At 30.8% G+C, this 24,402-nt stretch carries 23 protein-coding genes, 1 other RNA gene and 1 riboswitch; of the genes, 23 read left to right on the top strand and 1 reads right to left on the bottom strand.

Annotated features, from left to right (window positions below; translation table 11 throughout):
- Window positions 1-8: 8 nt before the first annotated feature.
- From Q5O44_RS10465 to Q5O44_RS10395, 15 genes are all read left to right on the top strand, one after another.
- The gene (locus tag Q5O44_RS10465; protein WP_022168369.1) at window positions 9-1,670 is read left to right on the top strand and encodes a B12-binding domain-containing radical SAM protein; all 1,662 of its coding nucleotides are present in this window, start codon (window positions 9-11) and stop codon (window positions 1,668-1,670) included.
- Window positions 1,671-1,898: 228 nt separating this feature from the next.
- On the top strand, window positions 1,899-2,225 hold the full coding sequence (locus Q5O44_RS10460) for a v-type sodium ATP synthase subunit G (RefSeq protein ID WP_022168368.1): 327 nt from the start codon (window positions 1,899-1,901) through the stop codon (window positions 2,223-2,225).
- Window positions 2,212-4,164 (top strand): V-type ATP synthase subunit I, encoded by a 1,953-nt coding sequence (locus tag Q5O44_RS10455; protein ID WP_022168367.1) that lies wholly within the window; start codon window positions 2,212-2,214, stop codon window positions 4,162-4,164. The genes Q5O44_RS10460 and Q5O44_RS10455 overlap by 14 nt, the downstream gene beginning before the upstream one ends.
- Window positions 4,165-4,176: 12 nt before the next feature.
- Window positions 4,177-4,665 carry a V-type ATP synthase subunit K gene (locus tag Q5O44_RS10450; protein WP_022168366.1) on the top strand — a complete coding sequence of 163 codons (489 nt, stop codon included), beginning with the start codon at window positions 4,177-4,179 and terminating at the stop codon, window positions 4,663-4,665.
- Window positions 4,666-4,682: 17 nt separating this feature from the next.
- The gene (locus tag Q5O44_RS10445; RefSeq protein ID WP_022168365.1) at window positions 4,683-5,279 is read left to right on the top strand and encodes a V-type ATP synthase subunit E; all 597 of its coding nucleotides are present in this window, start codon (window positions 4,683-4,685) and stop codon (window positions 5,277-5,279) included.
- Window positions 5,280-5,290: 11 nt separating this feature from the next.
- Window positions 5,291-6,292, top strand: coding sequence for a V-type ATP synthase subunit C (locus Q5O44_RS10440; protein ID WP_022168364.1), 1,002 nt, complete (start codon window positions 5,291-5,293; stop codon window positions 6,290-6,292).
- Window positions 6,285-6,596 carry a V-type ATP synthase subunit F gene (locus Q5O44_RS10435; protein WP_291660784.1) on the top strand — a complete coding sequence of 104 codons (312 nt, stop codon included), beginning with the start codon at window positions 6,285-6,287 and terminating at the stop codon, window positions 6,594-6,596. The genes Q5O44_RS10440 and Q5O44_RS10435 overlap by 8 nt, the downstream gene beginning before the upstream one ends.
- Before the next feature lie 17 nt (window positions 6,597-6,613).
- On the top strand, window positions 6,614-8,389 hold the full coding sequence (locus Q5O44_RS10430; protein WP_022168362.1) for a V-type ATP synthase subunit A: 1,776 nt from the start codon (window positions 6,614-6,616) through the stop codon (window positions 8,387-8,389).
- Window positions 8,382-9,764, top strand: a complete 1,383-nt coding sequence (locus Q5O44_RS10425) for a V-type ATP synthase subunit B (RefSeq protein ID WP_022168361.1) — start codon at window positions 8,382-8,384, stop codon at window positions 9,762-9,764. Before Q5O44_RS10430 ends, Q5O44_RS10425 begins: the two co-directional genes overlap by 8 nt.
- Before the next feature lie 3 nt (window positions 9,765-9,767).
- Entirely contained in the window at window positions 9,768-10,409 is a 642-nt protein-coding gene (locus Q5O44_RS10420) for a V-type ATP synthase subunit D (protein ID WP_022168360.1), read from the top strand.
- A 162-nt stretch (window positions 10,410-10,571) separates the two neighbouring features.
- Window positions 10,572-11,519 (top strand): MraY family glycosyltransferase, encoded by a 948-nt coding sequence (locus tag Q5O44_RS10415; RefSeq protein WP_022168359.1) that lies wholly within the window; start codon window positions 10,572-10,574, stop codon window positions 11,517-11,519.
- Window positions 11,520-11,567: 48 nt separating this feature from the next.
- Window positions 11,568-11,763, top strand: a riboswitch (SAM riboswitch).
- Between the two features lie 81 nt (window positions 11,764-11,844).
- On the top strand, window positions 11,845-12,723 hold the full coding sequence (metF, locus tag Q5O44_RS10410; RefSeq protein WP_022168358.1) for a methylenetetrahydrofolate reductase [NAD(P)H]: 879 nt from the start codon (window positions 11,845-11,847) through the stop codon (window positions 12,721-12,723).
- Window positions 12,724-12,732: 9 nt separating this feature from the next.
- The gene (locus Q5O44_RS10405; RefSeq protein WP_022168357.1) at window positions 12,733-13,194 is read left to right on the top strand and encodes an S-ribosylhomocysteine lyase; all 462 of its coding nucleotides are present in this window, start codon (window positions 12,733-12,735) and stop codon (window positions 13,192-13,194) included.
- Window positions 13,195-13,379: 185 nt separating this feature from the next.
- On the top strand, window positions 13,380-14,069 hold the full coding sequence (locus Q5O44_RS10400; RefSeq protein ID WP_302637825.1) for a vitamin B12 dependent-methionine synthase activation domain-containing protein: 690 nt from the start codon (window positions 13,380-13,382) through the stop codon (window positions 14,067-14,069).
- The gene (locus tag Q5O44_RS10395; protein WP_302637823.1) at window positions 14,059-16,434 is read left to right on the top strand and encodes a homocysteine S-methyltransferase family protein; all 2,376 of its coding nucleotides are present in this window, start codon (window positions 14,059-14,061) and stop codon (window positions 16,432-16,434) included. Before Q5O44_RS10400 ends, Q5O44_RS10395 begins: the two co-directional genes overlap by 11 nt.
- A gap of 65 nt (window positions 16,435-16,499) precedes the next feature.
- On the opposite strand, the gene Q5O44_RS10390 is transcribed toward Q5O44_RS10395, so the two are convergent.
- The gene (locus Q5O44_RS10390) at window positions 16,500-16,646 is read right to left on the bottom strand and encodes a hypothetical protein (protein ID WP_022168354.1); all 147 of its coding nucleotides are present in this window, start codon (window positions 16,644-16,646) and stop codon (window positions 16,500-16,502) included.
- Window positions 16,647-16,791: 145 nt separating this feature from the next.
- Between Q5O44_RS10390 and Q5O44_RS10385 the strand changes: the two genes are divergently transcribed.
- The 8 genes from Q5O44_RS10385 (at window position 16,792) to ssrS (ending at window position 24,361) form a co-directional block, all read left to right on the top strand.
- Window positions 16,792-17,061 (top strand): ACT domain-containing protein, encoded by a 270-nt coding sequence (locus Q5O44_RS10385; RefSeq protein WP_022168353.1) that lies wholly within the window; start codon window positions 16,792-16,794, stop codon window positions 17,059-17,061.
- Window positions 17,062-17,074: 13 nt separating this feature from the next.
- Window positions 17,075-18,430, top strand: a complete 1,356-nt coding sequence (locus Q5O44_RS10380) for a PFL family protein (protein WP_022168352.1) — start codon at window positions 17,075-17,077, stop codon at window positions 18,428-18,430.
- Window positions 18,431-18,624: 194 nt separating this feature from the next.
- Complete coding sequence (helD, locus tag Q5O44_RS10375) at window positions 18,625-20,910, top strand: RNA polymerase recycling motor HelD (RefSeq protein ID WP_022168351.1); 2,286 nt, start codon at window positions 18,625-18,627, stop codon at window positions 20,908-20,910.
- Between the two features lie 239 nt (window positions 20,911-21,149).
- A complete protein-coding gene (locus Q5O44_RS10370) occupies window positions 21,150-22,796 on the top strand; it encodes a YrzE family protein (protein ID WP_022168350.1) in 1,647 nt (548 codons plus the stop codon).
- 64 nt (window positions 22,797-22,860) lie between these two features.
- Window positions 22,861-23,364, top strand: a complete 504-nt coding sequence (locus tag Q5O44_RS10365; RefSeq protein ID WP_022168349.1) for a SprT-like domain-containing protein — start codon at window positions 22,861-22,863, stop codon at window positions 23,362-23,364.
- A 78-nt stretch (window positions 23,365-23,442) separates the two neighbouring features.
- Complete coding sequence (locus Q5O44_RS10360) at window positions 23,443-23,709, top strand: DUF1292 domain-containing protein (RefSeq protein WP_022168348.1); 267 nt, start codon at window positions 23,443-23,445, stop codon at window positions 23,707-23,709.
- 14 nt (window positions 23,710-23,723) lie between these two features.
- A complete protein-coding gene (locus tag Q5O44_RS10355) occupies window positions 23,724-24,122 on the top strand; it encodes a hypothetical protein (protein WP_022168347.1) in 399 nt (132 codons plus the stop codon).
- Window positions 24,123-24,183: 61 nt separating this feature from the next.
- Window positions 24,184-24,361: non-coding RNA, 6S RNA (gene ssrS / locus Q5O44_RS10350), on the top strand.
- Window positions 24,362-24,402: the final 41 nt, after the last annotated feature.

Below are 24,402 nucleotides of genomic sequence, written 5' to 3'. Positions count from 1 at the left end.
GATAAACAATGAAAATTTTACTTACGGCAATTAACTCAAAATACATTCACAGCAATTTAGCAGTAAGGTATTTAAAAAAATTTACAGAAAGATTAGATTATGAATGTATAATTAGAGAGTTTTCTATTAATGATAGAGATGAGAGGATATTAGAAGAAATAATTAAGGAAAAGCCTCAAGTTGTGGCTTTTTCTACTTACATATGGAATATAGAAGTAGTTACAAGACTTTCTTATTTAATTAAAGCTGTAGATGAAAGTATTGAGATTCTTTATGGTGGCCCTGAAGTTTCTTATGATAGTATGAACATCTTAAAGGAGCTTCCAGGAGAGTACATAATTGAAGGAGAAGGCGAAAAGACGTATAAAGAATTTGTGGAATATAAGCTTGGTATGAAGTCTATAGAAGAGATAAGGGGGCTTTATTATAAGAAAGATAATGAAATTTTTATTAATGGTAAGAGGCCTTTAATGAATATGGATGAAATAGTCTTTCCTTATGATGAAGATGAAAATTTAGATAATAAGATAGTTTATTATGAAGCATCAAGAGGATGTCCTTTTAATTGTAAATATTGTCTATCATCCACAACACATGGAGTAAGATTTCTAAATATTGAAAGAGTGAAAAGAGAACTGCAGTATTTTATAGATAAGAAAGTAAGATTAGTTAAATTTGTTGATAGGACTTTTAATTGCAATTATAAATTTTCTATGGCTATATGGGAGTTTTTAATAAATGCCGATACTGATACAAAATTCCATTTTGAAATTTCAGCAGATATTTTAAAACCTCAAGAGATAGAATTATTACGTAAAGCGCCAAAGGATAGATTCCAGTTTGAAGTGGGTGTTCAGACTACCAATGATGATGTTTTATTTAGAATTAATAGATTTGTTAATTTTAGTGATATTAAAGAAAAAGTTGAAGAGCTTATGTCTATCAGAAATATAAAACAACATCTTGATTTAATTGCAGGACTTCCAGGGGAAGATTTAAAGTCTTTCAAAAAGTCGTTTAATGATGTTTACTCTATTAGGCCAGAAGAAATTCAACTAGGATTTTTAAAGTTATTAAGAGGATCATCTATGAGAGAGGAAGCCCATGAATATGAAATGAAGTATTCACCATATCCTCCATATGAAATATTAAGCACAAAGGATATTTCATATGATGAACTTAATTTACTTAAGAAAGTAGAACATATGGTAGATAAATATTATAACTCTCAGAAGTTTGATAATATAATAAAATATTTTGAACCTAAGTTTAATACTCCTTTTGAAATGTTTTACTCTTTAAGCAGATTCTTTGATGAAAAGGGGTATTTTAATAGAAATATAGGGAATAACGAATATTATAAAGTATTTTTAGATTTTAATAGTAAAATTATTAAAGAAGATAATCATATCTTACGAGATATAATAAGATATGATTATTTAAACTCAAATAAGAGAAGAGGTATGCCTGAATTCTTAGTGAGCAAAATTGCCAAAGAGGAAGAAGAAAAAATCAAGGAAAAATATAGAGGTGAATATTCCTTTAGAGATTACTATGTTGAGAAGTTCTGCATAAATATAAATAAATTTATTCAAAGTGGAGAAATAGAAGAAAAGGATACTTATATGCTTTTTGGATATGAGGAAAATGTAGTGGAAATATTCATTTAGCTAACTTAATAAAAGAAAAAAGTAGTATAAATAAATCCATAAAATCCATAGATAAAAATGAACAAGTGAACTTTTTCAAGAAAAATCACAAAAATAAGTTGATAAAAACATGAAATTGTGTATAATTAAAATAGTAATCAATACTATATAAAGTATTAACTTTACCATGAAATATATTAATCTTTATATTATCATTGATTATATAATACGAGAAAAGGTGGTGAGATTTTGGCATTACAGGCAATTAATGAAATTAAAAAAGCAGAACTACAAGCTGAAAATATGATAACTGAAGCTAATAAAGCAGCTAAGGAATTAATTTTAAAGGCCAATAGTGAAGCAGAAGAACAATATAATACTATTGTAAAAGAAGCTAGAGCAAAAGCTGATAAATTAATAGGAGAAGCTGTAGAAGCTGGAAATGTTGAAGCAAAGCCTATTTTAGAAAACGGTGAGAAAGAAAAAGAAAGTATAAGAAATTTATCACCTACATTAAAAGAAAATGCTATTAATATAGTTGTTGAGAGGATAGTGAAGATTCATGGCAATAGTTAAGATGAACAAATTCACTTTGGTTACTTTTGAATCTCACAAAAAAGAGCTTCTTCGTAAGTTACAAGGATTTTCTAAGGTTGAGTTTATCAATCTTCAAGATGAAGAAAAACTTGAAAAAAATGAAGTTTTAAAAGAACTTTCAAAAGATGAAGTGGATTCAAATAGTTCAGAGTATGAAGAAAATTTATCAAAAGCTAAATCATCTCTAGATTTTCTGAATGGCTATATGCCTAAAAAGTCTTTATTACAATCAATACAAGATGATAGGCAAAGCTTATCTGTAGAGGAATTAGAAGAATTGGTTGAAAAATCAAATTGGCCTGCTATTTACGAAAAAGTAAAAGAAAAAGAAGAACAATTACATGATTTTGAAAATTCAATAGTTAAACTTCAAGGTGAAATTGACATATTAAAACCTTGGGAATCGCTAGACTGTTCCTTTGAAAATCTAGATGAGTTAAACAAAACAGCTTATTTCATAGGTAGTATTGCAAAACAATATGAAGAAGAGCTAAGCTCTGCTTTAAAAGATGCTTATGTAGAAGTTGTTTCAAGAAACAGTAATGATACTAATGTACTTATATTAGTTGATGGCTCTAAAGCAGATGAAACTTTAAGTTTAATTAGAAATTATGGTTTCAGTGCATTTAAGACTGACTACAAAGATGTTCCTCAAAAAACAATAATGGATTTATCTGCCAAGATTGAGGACATAAAGACAAAGATATTTTTAATGAAGGAAGAACTGGCTTCTTATGAAGAAGATATGAAGATAATGCAACTAGTTTATGATTATTACTTCAATAAAGTATCTAGAGAAAAAGCATCAACAAACTTCTTAAGAACAAACAGCACTGTTACTATTCAAGGATGGTGTGCTTGTGAAGACAATAATGCTTTAAGTGCAATTTGTAAAGAAGTTACAGGTGAAGATTACTATATGACATTTGAAGATGTTAAGGAAGATGAAGTTGAAGAGGTACCAGTAAAGCTTAGAAATAGTAAACTAGTATCTGCTTTTGAATCTGTTACATCAATGTATAGTACACCTAGATATGATGAGTGGGATCCAACTCCGTTTTTAACACCATTCTACCTTGTATTCTTTGGTATGATGGTTGCTGATGCAGGATATGGATTAACAATGTTATTAATATGTTTATTAGCACTTAAATCATTAAAACTAAAAAAAGAAACAGCAGATTTCTTAAGATTTGGTTTATTTGTAAGTATACCTACAATTATATTTGGTATGATTTATGGTTCATATTTTGGTGATATTTTACCAATACCAGGACTTTTAGTTCCAACAAGAGATGTTGTTACAATATTAGCAATATCAATTGTATTTGGTGTTGTTCAAATATTTGCTGGACTTATAATTAAGTTCTCATACCTTTGCAAAATGGGTAAATCATTTGATGCCATTGTTGATGTAGGTTCTTGGATAATAGAGCTTGTTTCAATAGGTATTTTTGCTGGTTGTATACTTTTAGGGTGGCCAACAGTAGTTAAATACATTGCAATAGCTGGTATGGTTATTGGTGCACTTTTAATAATTTACTCTGGTGGTAGAAATGAAAAGAGTAAAGGTGCGCAAATAGGTCAAGGGTTATATAACTTATATAACATTACAGGATATGTAGGAGACTTAGTTTCTTATTCAAGACTTATGGCACTTGGATTATCAGGTGGATGTATAGCATCAGCTTTCAATATGCTTATTACTCAAATGAGTGGATGGTACGCTATAGTAGTTATACCATTACTATTTGTTTTAATACACATATTTAACTTAGGATTAAGTTTACTTGGAGCTTATGTTCATACAGCAAGATTACAATATGTAGAATACTTTGGTAAATTCTACGAAGGTGGCGGAAAACAATTTGAGCCATTTACAGTATCAGAAAAATATATGAATTTAAAGGAAAATTAGGAGGAAATTAAAATGGAATTTGTACAAACTTGGATAGAATTTTTTATGAATAACGATGGTGGAATGATATTTGGAGCAATTGGTGTTGCTTTAGCAGTTGGTTTAGCAGGTATAGGTTCAGCTAAAGGTGTTGGTTTAGTTGGGGAAGCCGCTTCAGGATTAGTTACAGAAGAACCAGAAAAGTTCGGTAAGGCGTTAGTATTAGAATTATTACCAGGTACTCAAGGTTTATATGGTTTCGTTATTGGTTTCGTTGCTTACACTAAGCTTGCTCCAGGAATGGATTTAGCTACTGGATTAGTATTAATCGGTGCATGTTTACCAGTTGCTATAGCAGGTTTATTCTCAGGTATTGCTCAAGGTAGAGTTGCTGCTGCAGGTATTCAAATATTAGCTAAGAAGCCAGAACATAACACAAAAGGAATTATACTTTCAGCTATGGTTGAAACTTATGCATTATTAGGATTCGTTATATCATTCATGTTAGTTAACATGATATAAGATTGGAGATATAGGATATGTCAGTAAATAATATTACTTCAAAAATCTTAAGGGATGCTGAAGGAAGAAAGGAAAGTATTTTAGCTGCTGCTGAAGAAGAAAAAAATAAGATTCTTTCTAAAAAAGTTGCTTCTGCCAAAGAACTTGAAACAGAAATTTTAGAAAAAGCTGAAATTGAAGCTAAATCTAAAAGAGAAAGAGTAATTTCAGGTGCTAAGCTTAAAGCAAGAAATGAAAAATTAGCTGCTAAGCAAGAAGTAATTGAAGAAGTATTCTCTAAGAGTGTAGAAAAATTATGTAAATTAAATGATAGAGAATTTGTTAAATTTATAAAAGATTCTATTTTATCATTAGATATAGATGGTGATGAATCATTAATCTTAAATAACGATGGTCAAAAAATAGTATCAAAAGAAGTCGTTGAGCAAATTAATACAGAATTAAAAGCAAAAGGACTTAAAGGTGAAATCAAAATAAGTGAAACTGTTGGATCATTTAGAGGTGGTTTCGTTTTAGAAAAAGGTGGCGTAGAAGTTAATAATACTTTTGAAGCTCTTGTTGATTCATTAAAAGATGAATTAGAATTTGAAGTTGCGCAGGTGTTATTTAATTAAGGAGGTAAGTTATGGATTTAATGCAATTTACCCAAGCTCTTTCAAGAATATGGGTATTAGAAACAAGACTCCTTGATAAGGCCAAAATTGAAAGAATGATAGAAGCTCCAGATGCAGATGATGTTATAAAAATACTTAGTGAAACTGAGTATGCAAATGTTATGGGGAATGTAAAAAGAGCAAGTGATTATGAGGAAATGTTAAGTGCTGAATTACAAAGAGTTTATAATCTGGTATATGAATTATGTCCAGTAAAAGACATTGTAAATTTATTTAGTACAAAATATATTTACCATAATGTAAAGGTGCTTTTAAAAGGTAAATTCTTAGGAAAAGATTTTTCTAATCTTCTAATTCACTTAGGAAAAGATGATGTCAATGAAATAAAAAGAAAGATTGACTCAGATAGTTTTGGTGATTTAAGAGGAAATATAGGTAAGGCTGTTATGGCAGCAGTTGAAGATTTTGAGGCAACAAAAGATCCACAAAGAATCGATATAATTGTAGATAAGTTTATGTTTGAAGAATTAGTTCAAATAAGAAAATCATTAAACTACAGTTTTACTGATAAAATAATAAATGCAATGATTGATTCAACAAATATCAAGACTTTACTAAGAATTAAGAAGCAAGGTAAAGGACGTGAATTTGCTCAAGAAGTTATTGTTCCAGGTGGATACATAGATAAAGATACATTAGTATCAATAATCAATGAATCACCAGAAAATATTATTTCTAAGCTAAGTTTTTCAGTTTACTCAGAGGTAGTAAGAGAAGGATTAGAAGGTTATATAGCTACAAATTCAGCAAACCTATTAGAAAAATTAAGCGATAATTATATAATGGCGCTAATGAAGGATTCAAAATTTGTTACCTTTGGACCAGAAAGAATTCTTTCTTATATATATGCAAAGGAAACAGAAATTAAATTAATTAGAATTATAATGGTTGGCAAGCTTAATAATGTTGCTGAGGAAGTAATTAGAGAAAGGCTGCGTGATAGTTATGTATAAGAAAATTGGAGTTGTTGGAGATAAGGACTCAGTTTTAGCTTTCAAAGCACTTGGCGTAGATGTTGCACCAGTAGTTGGAGCAGATGAAGCAAGAAGAGCAGTAGATAAGATGGCTATGAATGATTATGCAGTTATATTTGTTACAGAACACGTAGCTGTAACAATAGAAGAAACTATTGAACGTTATAACAATCAATTGCTTCCTGCTGTAATATTAATTCCAAGTAATCAAGGAACTTTAAATATAGGTTCTAAGAGAATTAGTGATAGTGTGGAAAAAGCTGTAGGTATGAATATTTTATAGGAAGGTAGGTTGGAGAAGTGAAGACCGGAAGAATTATTAAAGTTTCTGGACCTTTAGTTGTAGCTGAAGGAATGGAAGAAGCTAATATATATGACGTAGTTAAGGTTGGAGAAAAGAAGCTTATCGGTGAAATCATCGAAATGAGAGGAGATAAGGCATCTATCCAAGTTTACGAAGAAACAACAGGTATCGGAACAGGAGATCCAGTTATAACAACAGGAGAACCTTTAAGCTTAGAGCTTGGACCTGGATTAATAGAATCAATGTTTGATGGAATACAAAGACCTTTAGATGCTTTTGAAAGAGCAGCTAAGTCTCCTTTCCTAGTAAGAGGTATAGCAGTTAATGCATTAGATAGAGAAAAAGTTTGGACATTTGTTCCTACTGTAAAAGAAGGCGATGAAGTAGAAGCAGGTGATGTAATAGGTACAGTTCAAGAAACTGCTGTAGTATTACATAAAATAATGGTACCTTACGGAGTAAGTGGTAAGGTTAAATCAATAAAAGGCGGAGACTTCACAGTTGACAGTACTGTATGTGTTGTTGAAACAGCTAAAGGTGATAGAGAACTATCATTAATGCAAAAATGGCCTGCAAGAAAAGGTAGACCTTATGCAACAAAATTAAAGCCAGATGCTCCAATGACTACAGGTCAAAGAGTTATAGATACATTCTTCCCTGTAACTAAAGGGGGAGCGGCTGCAGTACCAGGACCTTTCGGAGCTGGTAAGACAGTAACTCAGCATCAAATTGCTAAATGGGGAGATGCTGAAATAGTTGTTTACGTTGGATGTGGAGAACGTGGAAACGAAATGACAGATGTTCTTAATGAATTCCCAGAACTAATTGACCCTAAAACTGGTCAAAGTTTGATGAAGAGAACAGTTCTTATTGCAAATACATCTAACATGCCAGTTGCTGCCAGAGAAGCATCAATTTACACTGGTATAACAATTGCTGAATACTTCAGAGATATGGGTTACTCAGTATCAATTATGGCTGACTCAACTTCAAGATGGGCAGAAGCACTTAGAGAAATGTCTGGTAGACTTGAAGAAATGCCAGGTGATGAAGGATATCCAGCATACTTAGGATCAAGACTTGCTGAATACTATGAAAGAGCTGGTAGAGTTATCTGTTTAGGTAAAGATGGTAGAGAAGGAGCTGTTACAGCTATCGGTGCCGTTTCTCCTCCAGGTGGAGATATATCTGAGCCAGTTACTCAATCAACATTAAGAATAGTAAAAGTATTCTGGGGATTAGATGCTCAACTTGCATATAAGAGACACTTCCCAGCAATAAACTGGTTATCTTCATATTCATTATATGCAGATACAGTTGATGCTTACTTCAATAGAGAAGTTGCACCAGACTGGTCAGAATTAAGAATGGAAGCTATGGCTTTATTACAAGAAGAAGCAAGCTTAGAAGAAATCGTAAGATTAATTGGTATTGATGCCTTATCAGCTCAAGATAGATTAAAACTTGAAGTTGCTAAATCTATTAGAGAAGATTACTTACAACAAAACAGTTTCCATGAAGTAGATACTTATACTTCACTTGAAAAGCAATATAGAATGCTTAAGTTAGTAATTCTTTTCAAGAAAGAAGCAGAAAGAGCTCTTGAAGCAGGTGTATATTTAAATGATATCTTAAACTTAGAAGTTAGAGATAAAGTTGCTAGAGCAAAATATATAGAAGAAAAAGACATAAATAGAACTGATGAAATAGCTGCGGAAGTTAAAGCTGCTATAGACGAATTAATCAGCAAAGGAGGAGTTCTGAATGCTTAAGGAATATAGAACTGTAACTGAAGTTGTAGGTCCTTTAATGGTTGTTGAAGGAGTTAGCGGTGTAAAATACGATGAGCTAGTTGAAGTTGAAATACAAACTGGTGAAAAAAGAAGAGGTAAGGTTCTAGAAGTTAACGGAACTAGAGCAGTAGTTCAGTTATATGAAGGATCATCAGGAATTAACTTAAAAGGAACAAAAGCTAAATTCTTAGGAAGATCATTAGAGCTTGGTGTTTCTGAAGATATGATAGGAAGAATATTCGATGGTATGGGTCATCCAATAGACAATGGTCCAAAAATAATACCAGAAGCATATAAAGATATCAATGGTGAAGCTATTAACCCAGTATCAAGAGACTTCCCAGCAGAGTTCATACAAACAGGAATTTCAGCTATCGATGGATTAAACACTTTAGTTAGAGGACAAAAACTTCCTGTATTCTCTGCATCAGGTCTTCCACATGCAGAATTAGCTGCACAAATAGCAAGACAAGCAAAAGTTTTAAATTCAGACACTAACTTTGCTGTTGTATTTGCTGCTATAGGTATAACATTTGAAGAATCTCAATTCTTCGTTGATGAATTTAAGAAGACTGGTGCTATAGATAATGCAGTATTATTCATGAACTTAGCATCTGACCCAGCTATCGAAAGAATTTCTACACCAAGAATGGCATTAACAGCTGCTGAATATTTAGCATATGAAAAAGATATGCACGTTCTTGTTATCATGACAGATATCACTAACTATGCTGAAGCATTAAGAGAAGTATCTGCAGCAAGAAAAGAAGTTCCAGGTAGAAGAGGATATCCAGGATACTTATATACTGACCTTTCTACATTATATGAAAGAGCAGGAAGGATTACTGGAAGAGGTGGATCAATCACTCAAATTCCAATACTTACAATGCCAGAAGAAGATAAGACTCACCCAATTCCTGACTTAACAGGATATATTACAGAAGGACAAATAATTCTTTCTAAGGAATTATATAAGAAAGGTATTATGCCTCCAATAGATGTTTTACCATCATTATCAAGACTTAAAGATAAGGGTATTGGTAAAGGTAAGACAAGAGAAGATCATGCTGATACAATGAACCAATTATTCTCAGCTTATGCTCAAGGTAAGCAAGCTAAAGAATTATCAGCTATCTTAGGTGAATCAGCTTTATCTGATGCAGATAAGAAATTTGCTAAATTTGCAGAAGCATTTGAAAAAGAATATGTTTCTCAAGGATTCAATACAAATAGATCTATTGAAGAAACATTAAACTTAGGATGGAAGTTATTAAAGATACTTCCAAGAACAGAGCTTAAGAGAATTAGAGATGAATATCTTGAAAAGTATATGCCTAAGGGAGAGGAAGAGTAGAATATGGCAAAATTAAATGTCAATCCTACTAGAATGGAGCTGACTAAGCTTAAAAAGAGACTAGCAACATCTGTAAGAAGTCATAAGCTTTTAAAAGATAAGCAAGATGAATTAATGAGACAATTTATAGGTCTTGTTAAATATAACAATCAGCTTAGAAAAGAAGTAGAAGCAGAGTTAGAAGGTTCTTTTAAAGATTTCGTTATGGCAAGTGCTGTAATGAGTACAGAATTTTTAGAGGAAGCAGTTGCTTATCCTAAAGATAGCATTTCTGTTGAAGTAGGAGTAAAAAACGTAATGAGCGTTAATGTTCCAAAAATGGAATTTCACAGACAGCTTCAAGATGATGAAGGCGGTATATTCCCATATGGTTTTGCAAATACATCTTCAGAGCTTGACGATGCGATTACGAAGCTATATTCAATATTCCCTAAATTGCTTGAGCTTGCAGAAGTGGAAAAATCAACTCAGTTAATGGCTGATGAAATAGAAAAAACTAGAAGAAGGGTTAATGCCCTTGAGTATATGACAATTCCTCAATTACAAGAAACTATCAAGTTTATAAGAATGAAGCTTGATGAAAATGAAAGAGGTGCTTTAACAAGACTTATGAAGGTTAAAGCAATGATTGATGCTAAAAACTAGTTTTTAATAAGAAAAGGCAGAACTTATAATAGTTCTGTCTTTTTTGCATATCTTTTTATGTAAATAAAAATACTAATATTTGATAAAAAGCACGAAAAATAGTATAATGCTAATAGAATATTTAAGTGAAATTTAAATACAATACACATAAGGAGCAAATTGATGAAGTATATATTAGCTATGTTAATGTCTTTTTTATTAGTAGCAGGAATAATCCCTTTTCTAATGAAATTGTCTATTAAATATAATTTTACAGATAAACCAACGAAAAGAAAAATACATAGAGGAGAAATTCCTTTATGTGGTGGAATAGCTATGTTCATAGGATTTTTCACATTATACTTCTTTGTTTTTAGAAATCATCCTTTTGATGAAAAGTACGGAATATTTATTGGAGCTCTAATGATTTTAGTTATTGGAATAATAGATGACTATAATAAAAGTATTGGCAAGGAATTTGGAATAATTCCAAGAATGATAGTACAATTATTAGCAGCTGTTATAGTATATAAATGTGGTGTATCATTTGAAGGTTTTACTAATCCTTTGACAGGAATATATATTACATTGCCGCCAATAATTCAATTTATTCTTACAATAACATGGATTTTTGGTGTAACTACTGTAATAAACTGGTCTGATGGAATGGATGGATTAGCAGGTTCTTTATCGTTTATATCAACATTAACTTTTGCAGCAACAGCAGTGATATTAAATCAACCACCATCATTATATTTTTCACTTATATTAGCAGGAACAATTTTAGGGTTTCTTGTATATAATAAGTATCCAGCAAAAATATTTATGGGAGATTCAGGTGCAAATTTCTTAGGATTTATCTTAAGTATAATTGCTTTAGATGGTGCTTTTAAGCAAGCAACAATTTTAAGTTTAATGTTGCCGATTTTAGCTCTTGCAGTTCCTATTTTTGATAATTTATTTGTAATTTTCAAAAGATTTTCAGAAGGAAAACCTGTATATCAGGCAGATAGAAGCCAGATACATTTTAGACTGCAAGAAAAGGGATTAAATATAACTCAAATAGTAACAATTTTAAGTGCTATAAGTTTAGTGTGCAGTATAATTTCGATACTTTTACTAATGGTATAAAATAAAAGTGTTTACAAATAATGAATAATTTTGTATAATTTAATAAAAAACTTATCAAGAGCGGTGGAGGGACTGGCCCTGTGAAACCCAGCAACCTACTTAGAGAATGTAGAGTTATGAATTAAGAATTATGAATTGGATTTAAAAACTCTTTGAGTTTTGTCTTTAATTCATCATTCATCATCCATAATTCATCATTAACTAAGTGTGGTGCTAATTCCAACAGTTTACTGAAAGATAAGGATATTTAATGGTGTTAATTACGAACCTAAGGGATATCCTTTAGGTTTTTTTTATTTATAAAAGGTTATAATAGGGGGCAGCAATGAGAATTAATAATTTATTTAATGAGAAGAAAATGGTATTTTCCTTGGAGGTTTTTCCGCCAAAAGTAACTTCTTCAATAGAGACAATTTATAAAATGTTAGAAGAACTTAAAGGAGTTAATCCAGATTTTATTAGTGTTACTTATGGAGCAGGTGGGGCAGCTACAAGTAATAGGACTTTAGAAATAGCATCTCTTATTAAGAATAAGTATAATATGGAGCCAGTAGCTCATTTGACTTGTATAGATGCAAAAGAAGATGAAATAAAAGAAATACTAAGAAATTTAAAAAATGAGGGCATTGAAAATATATTAGCTTTAAGAGGTGATGGTAATCCAGATACAGCAGGAAGAAGCAATGATTTTAAGTATGCCAGTGATTTAATACAGTTTATTAAAAAAACTGATGACTTTAATATAAGTGGTGCATGTTATCCAGAAGGACATATAGATTGTAGAAATTTAGATAAAGATATAGAAAATTTAAAAATAAAGCAAGAAGCAGGAGCTAGCCATTTTATAAGTCAGCTATTTTTAGATAATGAGTATTTTTATTCTTTTATGGATAAGACTATTGAGAAAGGAATTACAGTTCCTATTCAAGCAGGAATTATGCCAGTAATCAATAAGAAGCAGATTGAGAGAATTACCACTTTATGTGGTTCAAATGTTCCTAAGAAGTTCATGAAGATTATGGACAGATATGAACATGATCCTATAGCTTTAAGAGATGCAGGAATTGCTTATGCAGTAGAGCAGATAGTGGACCTTATTTCATCTGATGTTAAGGGTATACATTTATATTCCATGAATAATGCTTATGTTGCAAAGAGTATAAACAATAGTATTGAATCAATAATTAAATCAGTAAATAAATAGGAGGTTAAAATGAATAAAGTAGAAAGTTTTGAATTAGATCATAGAAAGGTAAAAGCACCTTATGTAAGAAAATGCTGCCTTTTAGAAGGACCAAAGGGAGATAAGGTAACAAAGTTTGATTTGAGATTTTTACAACCTAACAAAGAGGCCTTTGGCACAGCGGCAATGCATGGCTTGGAACATTTACTAGCACATATTTTAAGAGATAAGCTTCAAGGCATAATAGATATATCACCTATGGGATGCAGAACAGGATTTTATTTGAGCATATGGGGAGATAGAGAAGCAGAAGAAATAAGAGATGCATTGGAATTAGCTTTAAAAGAAATATTAATGGCTGAGGAAATTCCAGCAGCAAATCCAATACAATGTGGTAACTATAAAGATCTTTCTCTTTTTGGGGCAAAAGAATATGCTAAAGAAGCTCTTGAAAAAGGTTTTTCTCTAAATATCTACGGAGAAGAAAAATAAAAATTAAAAATGTAGAATGTAAAATGAAGAATTAAAAATTAAGGAGAGAATTTCTATGAAATTCTTTAAAAATATATATTTTTAGAAACTCCCTAAGGAGTTTCATCCTCAATTCTTCATTTTTAATTTTTCATTTTTAATTATTTTAACTAGCCGCAGGCGACTTAACTAATTAAAGGAGGGGGATGTTTTTGTTGAGATATGAGATTAGGAAAGATGAGGTATTAAGGTATCTTGGATACAAGGGTCAGAGTATAGATGCTTCATTAGACGAACTTATAGAATCTTGTAGAAATGAAGTTAGAAATTTAAGTGATACTAAATACTTATATGAGTATTTTAATATAGAACATATAAATGAAGGTGTAAAAGTGGATAATAGTGATATTATCTTTAAAGGGAATGATATAAAGAAGCACCTTGAAAACTGTAGAAGTATTGCTATTATAGCTGTTACAGCTGGAGTAAACATAGAAAAACATATTAAGCTTACAGAAAAGACTAATTTAACAAAGGCTCTTATTATGGATGCATGTACTACTACATTAGTAGAGGAAATATGCGATGAAATTGAAGAGGCAATAGGTATAGAAGCTAAAAGCAAAGAACTTAATATAACAGGAAGATATAGCCCAGGTTATGGTGACTTGCCATTAGATGCACAAAGAGATGTAATTAACTTAGTTAATTGTGATAAGAGAATAGGTGTAAATTTATCTGCACACAATATATTATTTCCTAGAAAATCAGTTACAGCAATAATTGGTGTAGGTAAAGGGCTAGTTAAAGAAACAGAAAAAGAAGAAAAGTGTTTAAAATGTAATAAATATGCCAGCTGCACATTTAGAAGAGAGGGGAATAACTGTGGGTATTAGGGATATATTAAATAAAGAAATTATATTATTTGATGGGGCAATGGGGACTATGCTTCAGCAAAATGGTTTAAAGCTTGGACAAAATCCAGAGATTTTAAATTTCACCAGTGAAGATATTATTAAAAATATTTATAGAGATTATATTGAAGCAGGTTCAAAGGTAATAACTCTAAATACCTTTGGGGCTAATGAATTAAAGTTAGATGGAACAGGTTATTCTGTGGAAGATGTTTTTAAAAAGGCCATGGAAATTGCTAAAGAAGTTAATGGAAAAGATATATTTGTAGCAGCAGATATAGGACCTATTGGTCAACTTTTAGAACCAATGGGCACATTAAGCTTTGATAGAGCATATGAGATATTTAAAAGACAAGTAATAGCTGCTGAAACTTATGGTGCTGATTTAATTTTAATAGAAACTATGACTGACTTATATGAAATTAAGGCAGCAATTTTAGCAGCAAAGGAAAATACTAATTTACCTGTATTTTGTACAATGAGTTTTGAAGCTGATGGTAGGACATTTACTGGATGCACACCAGCAAGTATGGCCATAACGCTAGAAGGATTAGGTGTAGATGCTCTAGGGGTGAATTGTTCCTTAGGACCAAATGAAATACTTGAAATAATTAAAGAAATTAAAGAATATACAAATATCCCATTAATGGTACAGCCAAATGCAGGATTGCCAAGTCTTTCTTTTGGAGAAATAAGTTATGACATAGGCATAGATGAATATTTAGAGGGAATTGTGAAAATTTTAGATGAAGGAGTATCTGTTATTGGTGGATGTTGTGGTACTACGCCAGAATATATTAAGAATATACATTCAGAAATTAAATATAGGCAAATAGTAAAAAGACCAGAAGTTAAGAGAAATTTAATTTGTTCTCCAAGTAAGATAGTAGAAATAGATCATGTAAGAGTTATTGGTGAAAGAATAAATCCTACAGGGAAGAAATTATTTAAAGAAGCTTTAAGAAATGATGATTTAGACTATGTTTTAAAACAAGGAATTGAACAAGTAGAAGCTGGAGCAGAAATATTAGATGTTAATGTGGGGCTACCAGAAATAAATGAAGCTAAATGGATGAGAAAAGCAATTGTTCAGCTACAAGGAATATTAGACGTGCCTCTGCAAATAGATTCAACAGATAGAGAGGCTGTAGAAGCAGGTTTAAGATATTATAATGGAAAGCCAATTTTAAACTCTGTTAATGGTGAAGATGAAGTATTAGATAGTATACTTCCTTTAGTGAAAAAGTATGGTGCTGCTGTAGTAGGACTTACTTTAGATAAAAGAGGAATTCCAGAGACGGCAGAAGAAAGAGTGAAAATAGCTAAAAAAATACTTAATAAGGCCCTTGAATATGGAATAAAAAAGGAAGATGTATTTATTGATACATTAGTACTTCCTGTATCCTCTGATGGGAAAAGTGGTAAAGAAACATTGAAAGCATTGGAACTTGTTAAACATGAACTTAGTTTAAAAACTCTTTTAGGAGTATCAAATATTTCCTTTGGTTTGCCAAATAGGGAACTTCTAAATAGAAACTTCTTAGCACTAGCTTTAGGTAAAGGACTAGATTTGCCTATTGTTAATCCTAATATATCAGGGATCATGGAAACAATTGATGCTTATAAGATGCTCTATGATATAGATAAACAAGGAAAGTCTTATGTAGAAAAGTATGGAAACAACAAAAATGTAGCAGGAAAAAATACTTTAAATTCTAAGGAATATTCTCTGAAAGAAATCATAGAAAAAGGATTGAAAAGTGAAGCTGAAATTAAAACAACAGAGTTGCTTAAGGAAATGGAACCTTTATCTATAGTAAATGAGAGCATTATTCCGGCTTTAAACAGTGTAGGAGTTAAGTTTGAAAAGGGAATAGTATTTTTACCACAGCTTATAGCGTCTGCTGAGACTGTACAAAAATCATTTGCCATTATTAAAGAAGCATTAATGAAAAATAATAAAGAAGAAGTTGTTAAGGGCAAAATAATATTAGCTACAGTAGAAGGTGACATTCATGATATTGGTAAAAATATAGTGAAAGTCATTTTAGAAAGCTATGGATTTAAAGTAATAGATTTAGGTAAGAATGTGCCAGCAGAAGAAGTATTAAGAGTGGCAAGGGAGCAAGAAATAACTTTAGTTGGGTTAAGTGCTTTAATGACTACCACAGTAAAGAGTATGGAAAAGACAATAATGCTTATTAGAGAAAGTGGTCTGAATATAAAAGTAATGGTAGGAGGAGCTGTTCTTACAGAAGAATATGCTAAGAGTATAGGTGCCGACTTTTATGCAAAAGATGCCATGGAATCAGTAAAGATTGCAGAAAATCATTTTTTAGCTAAATAAGTTTAGAAGTAAGCAAATAAAAAACAAGTAATACTCATTATACATGGATATTACTTGTTTTTTTATTAAGTATTTTTATTGTTTTTTAAATTAGCGTTAACACTTTCTAAGTAATTATGTTTTGTTACTATATTTTCTTCAAATTCTTCAACGGTATTTCTAGTAAAATTAGCCAGTTTATATAATTTTAAGGGAGAATTTTTATTACTCATAAATATCATCCTTTCATCTAAAAAATAATAATGGCAACATTAATAGTATGAATCAAAAATTAAATATGCAATATGGTAATAATTGACATTAAATAGCATTAGATGTAAAATAAATATAATTTTAGCATAAATTGGGGGAGTTAAAATGAAAGCTATATTAACTGTTATAGGAAAAGATAAAGTTGGGATTATTGCAGGTATAAGCAATAAGTTGTCAAAGCTTAAAATTAATATTTTAGATGTAAATCAAACCATATTAGATGGATATTTTACCATGATGATGATGCTTGATTTAAAGGAATGCACAGAAGAATTTGTAAATGTACAATCAATATTAAGCAAAGAAGCATCTATATTAGGAGTGGAAGTAAAAATTCAAAGAGAAGAAATATTTAAATCAATGCATACATTGTAAAAGAGGTGCAAGAATGAATACAAATAATATTTTAGAAACAATCAAAATGATAGAAGAGGAAAAATTAGATATTAGAACAATAACAATGGGAATATCACTATTAGACTGCATTGATGCAGATGGTGATAAAGCTAGGGAAAAAATATATAATAAGATTATGAGATGTGCAAAAGACTTAGTGAAGGTAGGAAATGAGATAGAAGCAGAGTTTGGTATTCCCATAGTGAATAAAAGAATTTCTGTAACACCAATATCTCTTATTGCAGGGGCAACTGATGAAGAAAATTATGTAAAATTTGCAGAAGTACTTGATAAAGCAGCTAATGATTTAGGAGTAAATTTCATTGGAGGCTTTTCTGCCTTAGTTCATAAGGGGTATAGCAAAGGAGATAGAATTTTAATTAAGTCTATTCCACAAGCCTTAAAGAGTACAAGTAAAGTATGTGCATCTGTTAATATAGGTTCCACTAGAAGTGGAATAAATATGGACGCCGTTAAAGAAATGGGTGAGATTATTAAGAAATGTGCAGATTTGACAGCCCATGAAAATGCAATAGCTTGTGCTAAGCTTGTGGTTTTTGCTAATGCAGTAGAAGATAATCCATTTATGGCTGGAGCCTTTCATGGAGTTGGTGAAGCAGATACGGTAATTAATGTAGGAGTAAGTGGACCTGGGGTGGTACAAAGAGCGCTAGAAAAAGTAAAAGGAGAACCTTTTGATGTAGTAGCTGAAACAATTAAGAAGACAGCTTTTAAAATTACTAGAATAGGACAACTTGTAGCCAATGAAGCTTCTAAAAGGCTTGGAGTTTCATTTGGTATTGTAGATTTATCACTTGCACCTACTCCAGCAGTGGGAGATTCTGTTGCACATATTCTAGAAACTATGGGCTTGGAAAGTGTAGGTACTCATGGAACTACCGCAGCCCTTGCAATACTAAATGATGCAGTGAAAAAAGGTGGAGTAATGGCATGTAGCCATGTAGGAGGATTAAGCGGAGCATTTATACCAGTATCAGAAGATGCAGGAATGATTGATGCAGTTAATAAAGGGACATTGAACTTAGAGAAACTTGAAGCTATGACAGCCATATGTTCAGTGGGGCTAGATATGATTGTAATTCCAGGCGATGCTAAGGCAGCTACTATATCAGCAATAATAGCAGATGAAGCAGCTATTGGAGTGATTAATAATAAAACAACAGCAGTAAGAATAATACCAGCACCAGGATATAGTGAAGGTGATATGGTTGAGTTTGGTGGATTGCTTGGTAGTGGACCTGTTATGAGAATTAATGAAGCATCATCAGAAGAATTTATAAGAAGGGGCGGAAGAATTCCGGCACCAATACATTCTTTTAAAAATTAGAAAATAAAGTATTGCTTATTGATATAGATTTTTATTGATAAAAATAAGATAATTCATAGGCAATACTTTTAATTTTTAAATAAAATTCATAAAAGTATTTTAATTATTTGGAGTTTTGGAGATAATATAAATAATTGTATAGAAATATAGAGTTATTTCTAAAATAAGTTTTTATTAGTAAGGGAGCATTAAAAATGGAGGAGAAAATTAAAATTGAGAGTATAGTTCTAAATGATAAGAGAAAAAAGATTATGAAAGAACTAGAAGAGAAGAGGAAAACACAAGAAGAAGTAATTAATATGCTTAAGATCCTTACCCAAGAATCAAAGGGAGGATATAATCAAGAAAAAGAAAATGTGGAGAAGATATATCAAATATTAAATAAAGAAATTGAAAGTTATGAAGAGGCACTTAAAAACCCATATTTCGGTAGAGTTGATTTCACTGAAAGACTTGGAGATCATGAAGAAATATACATAGGTAAAAAAGGTATTTCATCCACCAGTGATGGTGATGAAATTGTAGTTGACTGGAGGGCTCCTGTGGCTGATCTTTACTACAGTGGTACAGGGGGGAATGCTTACTATAGAGCACCTATGGGAATTATAGAAGGTGAACTTGAACTTAAAAGAAAGTTTCTTTTTGAGGACAAGAATATAAAGCAAATATTTGATGAAGAAATAAATAAAATACTTATAAACGGCTTAGAAGGAGAAGAACTTGTTGATGAGTTCTTAAAGATAAATCTTGAAGAAAGCCGTGGGAAAAAGCTAAAAGAAGTAGTGGCAACTATACAAAAAGAGCAAAATGATATTATAAGGTGGCCTAAAAATCTTCCTCTTATAGTTCAAGGAGCTGCAGGTTCAGGAAAGACTACAATAGCATTACATAGATTAGCTTATCTTTTATATAGATATAGAGAATCTATGGAAGGAAAAGATATTTTGGTACTTGCTCCAAATAAACTATTTTTAGATTATATTTCAGACATACTTCCTAACTTAGGAAGTACAGATGTAAATGAGACTACCTTCCAAGAACTTGTTGTAAGCAAATTAAAGCTTAAAGGTAAGATTAGGACTAAAGATTATAAGCTTAAGGAAATAATTGAGACAGCAGATATTCGTGAAAGAAAGTGCATTTCAAATGCATCAAAGATTAAAGGTAATTTAATATTTAAGGTTATCATTGATAGATATATAGCTTTATTGGAAAGTAGCTCTTTAGAAATAAATGATATAGAAATAAAAGGTTATGTATTATTCTCTAAAAGAGAAATCACTAGGCTTTATCTAAAAGATTTAAAGGCATATCCTCTAAATAAGAGAAAAGATGAAATAAAGAGATATTTAAGTTTAAAGCTTAAAGAGAAAATTACTAGCTTAGTTGCAATGGTGGATAGAGATTGGCAAAGCAAGATAAATACCATTAAGAATACATATGAAGATGGAGAAGAACGAAGAAGAAAGCTTATTGAGATTTATAATGAAAGGGACAGTATTAAAGAGTATATAAAAAAGGAATCTAAAAAAGTAATGAATGATTACTTTAAGAATTGGCGTGGTATAACTTCTAATGATATTTATATAAATCTTTTTAAAGATGATGAATTATTTGAAATTGCTACAGCTAATAGGATACCGAGAGATTTAGCAGCATATATTAAGAGAGAGACAATTAAGAATTTTGAAAATGGAATTATTGATGAAGATGATTTAGCTCCACTTTTATATATACATATGATACTGGAAGGGATTGAAGAAAAAGAGAAGTATAAACATATAGTAGTAGATGAGGTACAAGACTATAGCCCATTACAGATATTACTTATTAACAAATTAAGTAAAGGAAATTCTCTTACATTAGTTGGAGATTTAGCCCAGGGGATATATTATTACAAGGGAATAAGTAAATGGGAGGATATAACAGAAGGAGTTTTTGGAGGAAAAGCTACTTATATGGCACTTTCACAAAGTTATAGATCAACTATAGAAATAATAAGTTTTGCAAATGGAGCCTTGGAAGCTCAAAATCTAGGTTTAAATACAACTAAGCCAGTATTAAGACATGGTAAAGAACCAGTGATTAAATATACTTCTAGTAAAAAAGAAAGTGCAATGGAAATTTACAATGCTGTTGAAGAAATACGTAAAGAAGGAAAAAGTAGTATTGCCATAATAACTAAGACATTCAAAGAGGCTAAGGCCTTAGAAAAGGATATAAAGAGATATACTGACTTAGAATATACAATTATAAAGGGAAATGAAAAAAGTGCACCATCTACAGATGTGATAATAATTCCTGTATATTTAACTAAAGGCCTTGAGTTTGATGGGACAATTATATATAATCCACTAGAAAGTGTTTATGAAAATAATCTACTTAACCAGAGACTTTTATATGTGGGCCTTACAAGAGCATTACATTATGAATATATAATTGCAGAAGGCAAGCTTTCAGAAAATATAAAAACCATTTAGTTGATGATGAATTATGAATGATGAATGATGAATTAAGGATGAAACTCACAGAGTTTCTAAAAAAATATTTTTCTAAACTCTGTGAGTTTATTCCACAATTCATCACTCGTAATTCATCATTCATAATTATATTAAGGGAGGGGGTTTTTTAGACTTTTATAAAAGTTATAAAAAACCTCTTAAAATATATTGTTTTATTATATAATACAGTGTAATATATAATTGAAGGGGTGGTTTTTTTGAATTTAAAAAGCAAATTGACAGAATATTTAAAATGGTTGCTACTTGCCTATGTTTTTGTAGGAATAGTATTATTATTTTCCAGCAAATTAATTTTAGATTTAACTTTAAGTTCGTTTATAATAGTAGCAGTATTCGTAGCATGTACAGTAGGTTACGGAATTTTAAGATTAAATAAAAAGTATATAATTGTAGGTGGAGCTGTGGCGCTAGTATATGTTGCTTTAGGAATTATTTTAAGTCCTATAGTAATGCCAAGTGCTCATAGAAATTTAATAGGTGAAGTTGAAGAAGTAGATTTTTCAAGCGAAATACATCATATAGATTTAGCACAGCTTCCAACAATAGATAAAGAGCTTGCTTATAAATTAGCAGATAAAAAGTTAGGTGAAATACCAAGTTTAGGAAGTCAAGTTACCATAGGTAATTTAAGTCTTCAAAGCGTAGATGGATCACTATACTATGTTGCACCATTAGAGCATTCATCATTAATAAAATGGATAACTAATCATAAGGGAACACCAGGGTATGTAAAGGTTAGTGCCACTAATGAAAATGATGTTCAGCTAGTAACAGAATTAAATGGGGAAGAGTTAAAAATAAAATACTTAGAATCAGCATATCTTCTTGATGATTTAGATAGACATGCATTTTTAAATGATATGAAAGCTGGACATACAGACTATACTTTTGAATTAGATGATGATGGAAAGCCTTACTGGGTTATTACAAGATATGATAATGCCATAGGATTCTTAGAGCAAAAAGCTATAGGTACATTAATTATAGATGCTCAAACTGGAGAGTCTAATATATATGATATAGAAAATACTCCAGAATGGGTTGATAGAATACAAACAATGAGCTACATTAAAAACTATTTAAATAAATGGGGAGAATTAGTTCATGGTGTATTTAACTTTAGTGATAAGGACAAGCTAGTTAGTACCGATGGAATGAATATAATTTTTAATGATGATACATGCTATTACTACACTGGTATCACATCTGTAGGTAGTGATGAATCATTAGTTGGTTTTACACTTACTAATACAAGAACTGGAGAAACTACAATGTATAAGACATCAGGTGCTACAGAATATGCAAGTATGAAGTCTGCACAAGGAAAAGTACAGCAGTATGGATATACAGCAACATTCCCATATCTGATAAATATCCAGTCAGAACCAACATATTTTATGACTTTAAAAGATGCAAATGGATTGGTAAAGCAATATGCAATGGTAAATGTGAAAAACTATAATACTGTAGCTGTTGGAGATACATTACAAACAACATTAAATAGATATATAGAAAACTTAACAAGTAGCAATATTTCACTGGAAGGATCTAATAGCGAAGAAGTAGTGAAAGGTGAAATAGAAAGAATTGGTCTTGTGGTAAAAGATGGTGCTAGCATTTATGATTTAAAGATAAAAGGTGAAGATAGCATCTTTACAGTATCAACAGAGACTTCAAGACAAGTAGCTTTAAGTAATATTGGAGATATGGTTGAAATAAGCTTTATAAGAGTAGGTAATGGAGATTATATTATAAGTAATTCATTTAAAAACGTCACATTAGAAGGTTCAGAAAAAGGAAATAACACTGAAGAAAATAATAGTGAAGAAAAAGTGCAACAATAGCATATAGGAATAAAAACTGCTAATATGGATATTAGCAGTTTTTGTTTAGTAAGGAGGCTCAGAAATGCATAATAAGTGGGATATATCTAAAATAGAAGCTGTAATACAGGAGCTAAATAAAAGATTAGATTATCAGTGTAATTTAAAAATTGAGATTTCTAAAAGGGCTCAAAAGAGAATGGGAGCATTTTTTTATAGAAAAAATAATGGAAGAATTGAGCCACTAAAATTTGTTTTTGCTCAGTGTTTGCTAGATGGTTCATACAGTGAAGAGGTAGTTAAGGAAGTTATAATACATGAATATCTCCACTATTATTGTGATACAATTACAGGGGTAAGTAATGGACATAACAGCTATTTTAAAAAGATGTGCAGGATTATGGGCATTTCAGATAGTGCTACATTTAAGTATGACACTAAAAGAAAAAGTGACACAGCATATAAATACAAGATATATTGTAGCAAATGTAATAAATATATATGTGGTAATAAAAGAATAGACTTTGCTAATAATAAGGTTAAAAAATATATTTCATCTTGCTGTAAGGCTAAGCTTATAATAAAATAAGAAAATGTAGGCTACTATATATAGAAATGGTAAATGATATATAGTATAATGACATAAAAAATAAAGGAGATATGCTTTATGAATAATGAACATATGGAAAATGAAGAAAGACAAATCATGACTTTCTTAGATGAAGAAGGGAATAAAGTAGAATTTGAAGCAGTTGCTAGAATATTTTTAGAAGAAAAAGAATATTTATTATTAGCACCAGCTGATGATACTGAATCAGAAGACGTGTTTGTATTTAGAGTAGATGAAGTTGATGGCAAAGAAGAATTAAATCTTGTAGAAGATGATAGAGAATTCCTTGCTGTTAAGAAAGAATACAAAAAATTATTATATTAAGAGGAGTCTTTAAAGTGAACGTTAAGGATATAATAAATATTTTAAATGATAATGGATTAAGCGAAGTTGAAGTGCTTGTAGCTGCAGATAAATACTCTTTAATAAATTTTTACTTTGATTTTGATAAAGATGTAGAAGCAGCAGCAAAAGCTTATGCTGATGATGAAAGTACTGCTGGCAGCGAAGAATGGATGAATGAATTTTACCTGCCATATCTTTATGATTATGCTAATGATGAAGTTCTTGAAATCGTTGAAGAAATCATTGAGGATTTAGATGTAGAAGGTGAAATGATGGCCTTCCAAATGAATGAAAAAACAGCTGGCTATGTTCAATTCATGGTACTATTTAATGAAGAAGGTTGTGACGTAGCAATAGAAGAGGTTGTAAAGGAATACATGAACAAAAAATAAATTGTGAAAAGTAAAATATAGCTATTGAACTTATTATAGAATTTGTTATAATAAAAATATAGTAATCCTGATATGTGCGTTTAGCTTATGTTATTCAACCTACATTATATTTTCGGGATTTGCAATATGCTTGTAGATGTTGAGCTTCCTTTGGTAGAAGATAACAGAAGCAAGTTGAGCAAAACCCACCTGCGAGACGCAGGTGTGAGTATATAGGCCACCGGCATATTGGGAATAATCAGACTAAAACACTTTATATTGAGGACTTTTGTTCTTAATA

This window comes from Clostridium sp. CAG:221 (assembly GCA_000435835.1).
In the GTDB taxonomy this organism is placed as follows: Bacteria; Bacillota; Clostridia; order Clostridiales; family Clostridiaceae; genus Clostridium.
This window is presented reverse-complemented; position numbering and strand designations above follow the sequence as displayed.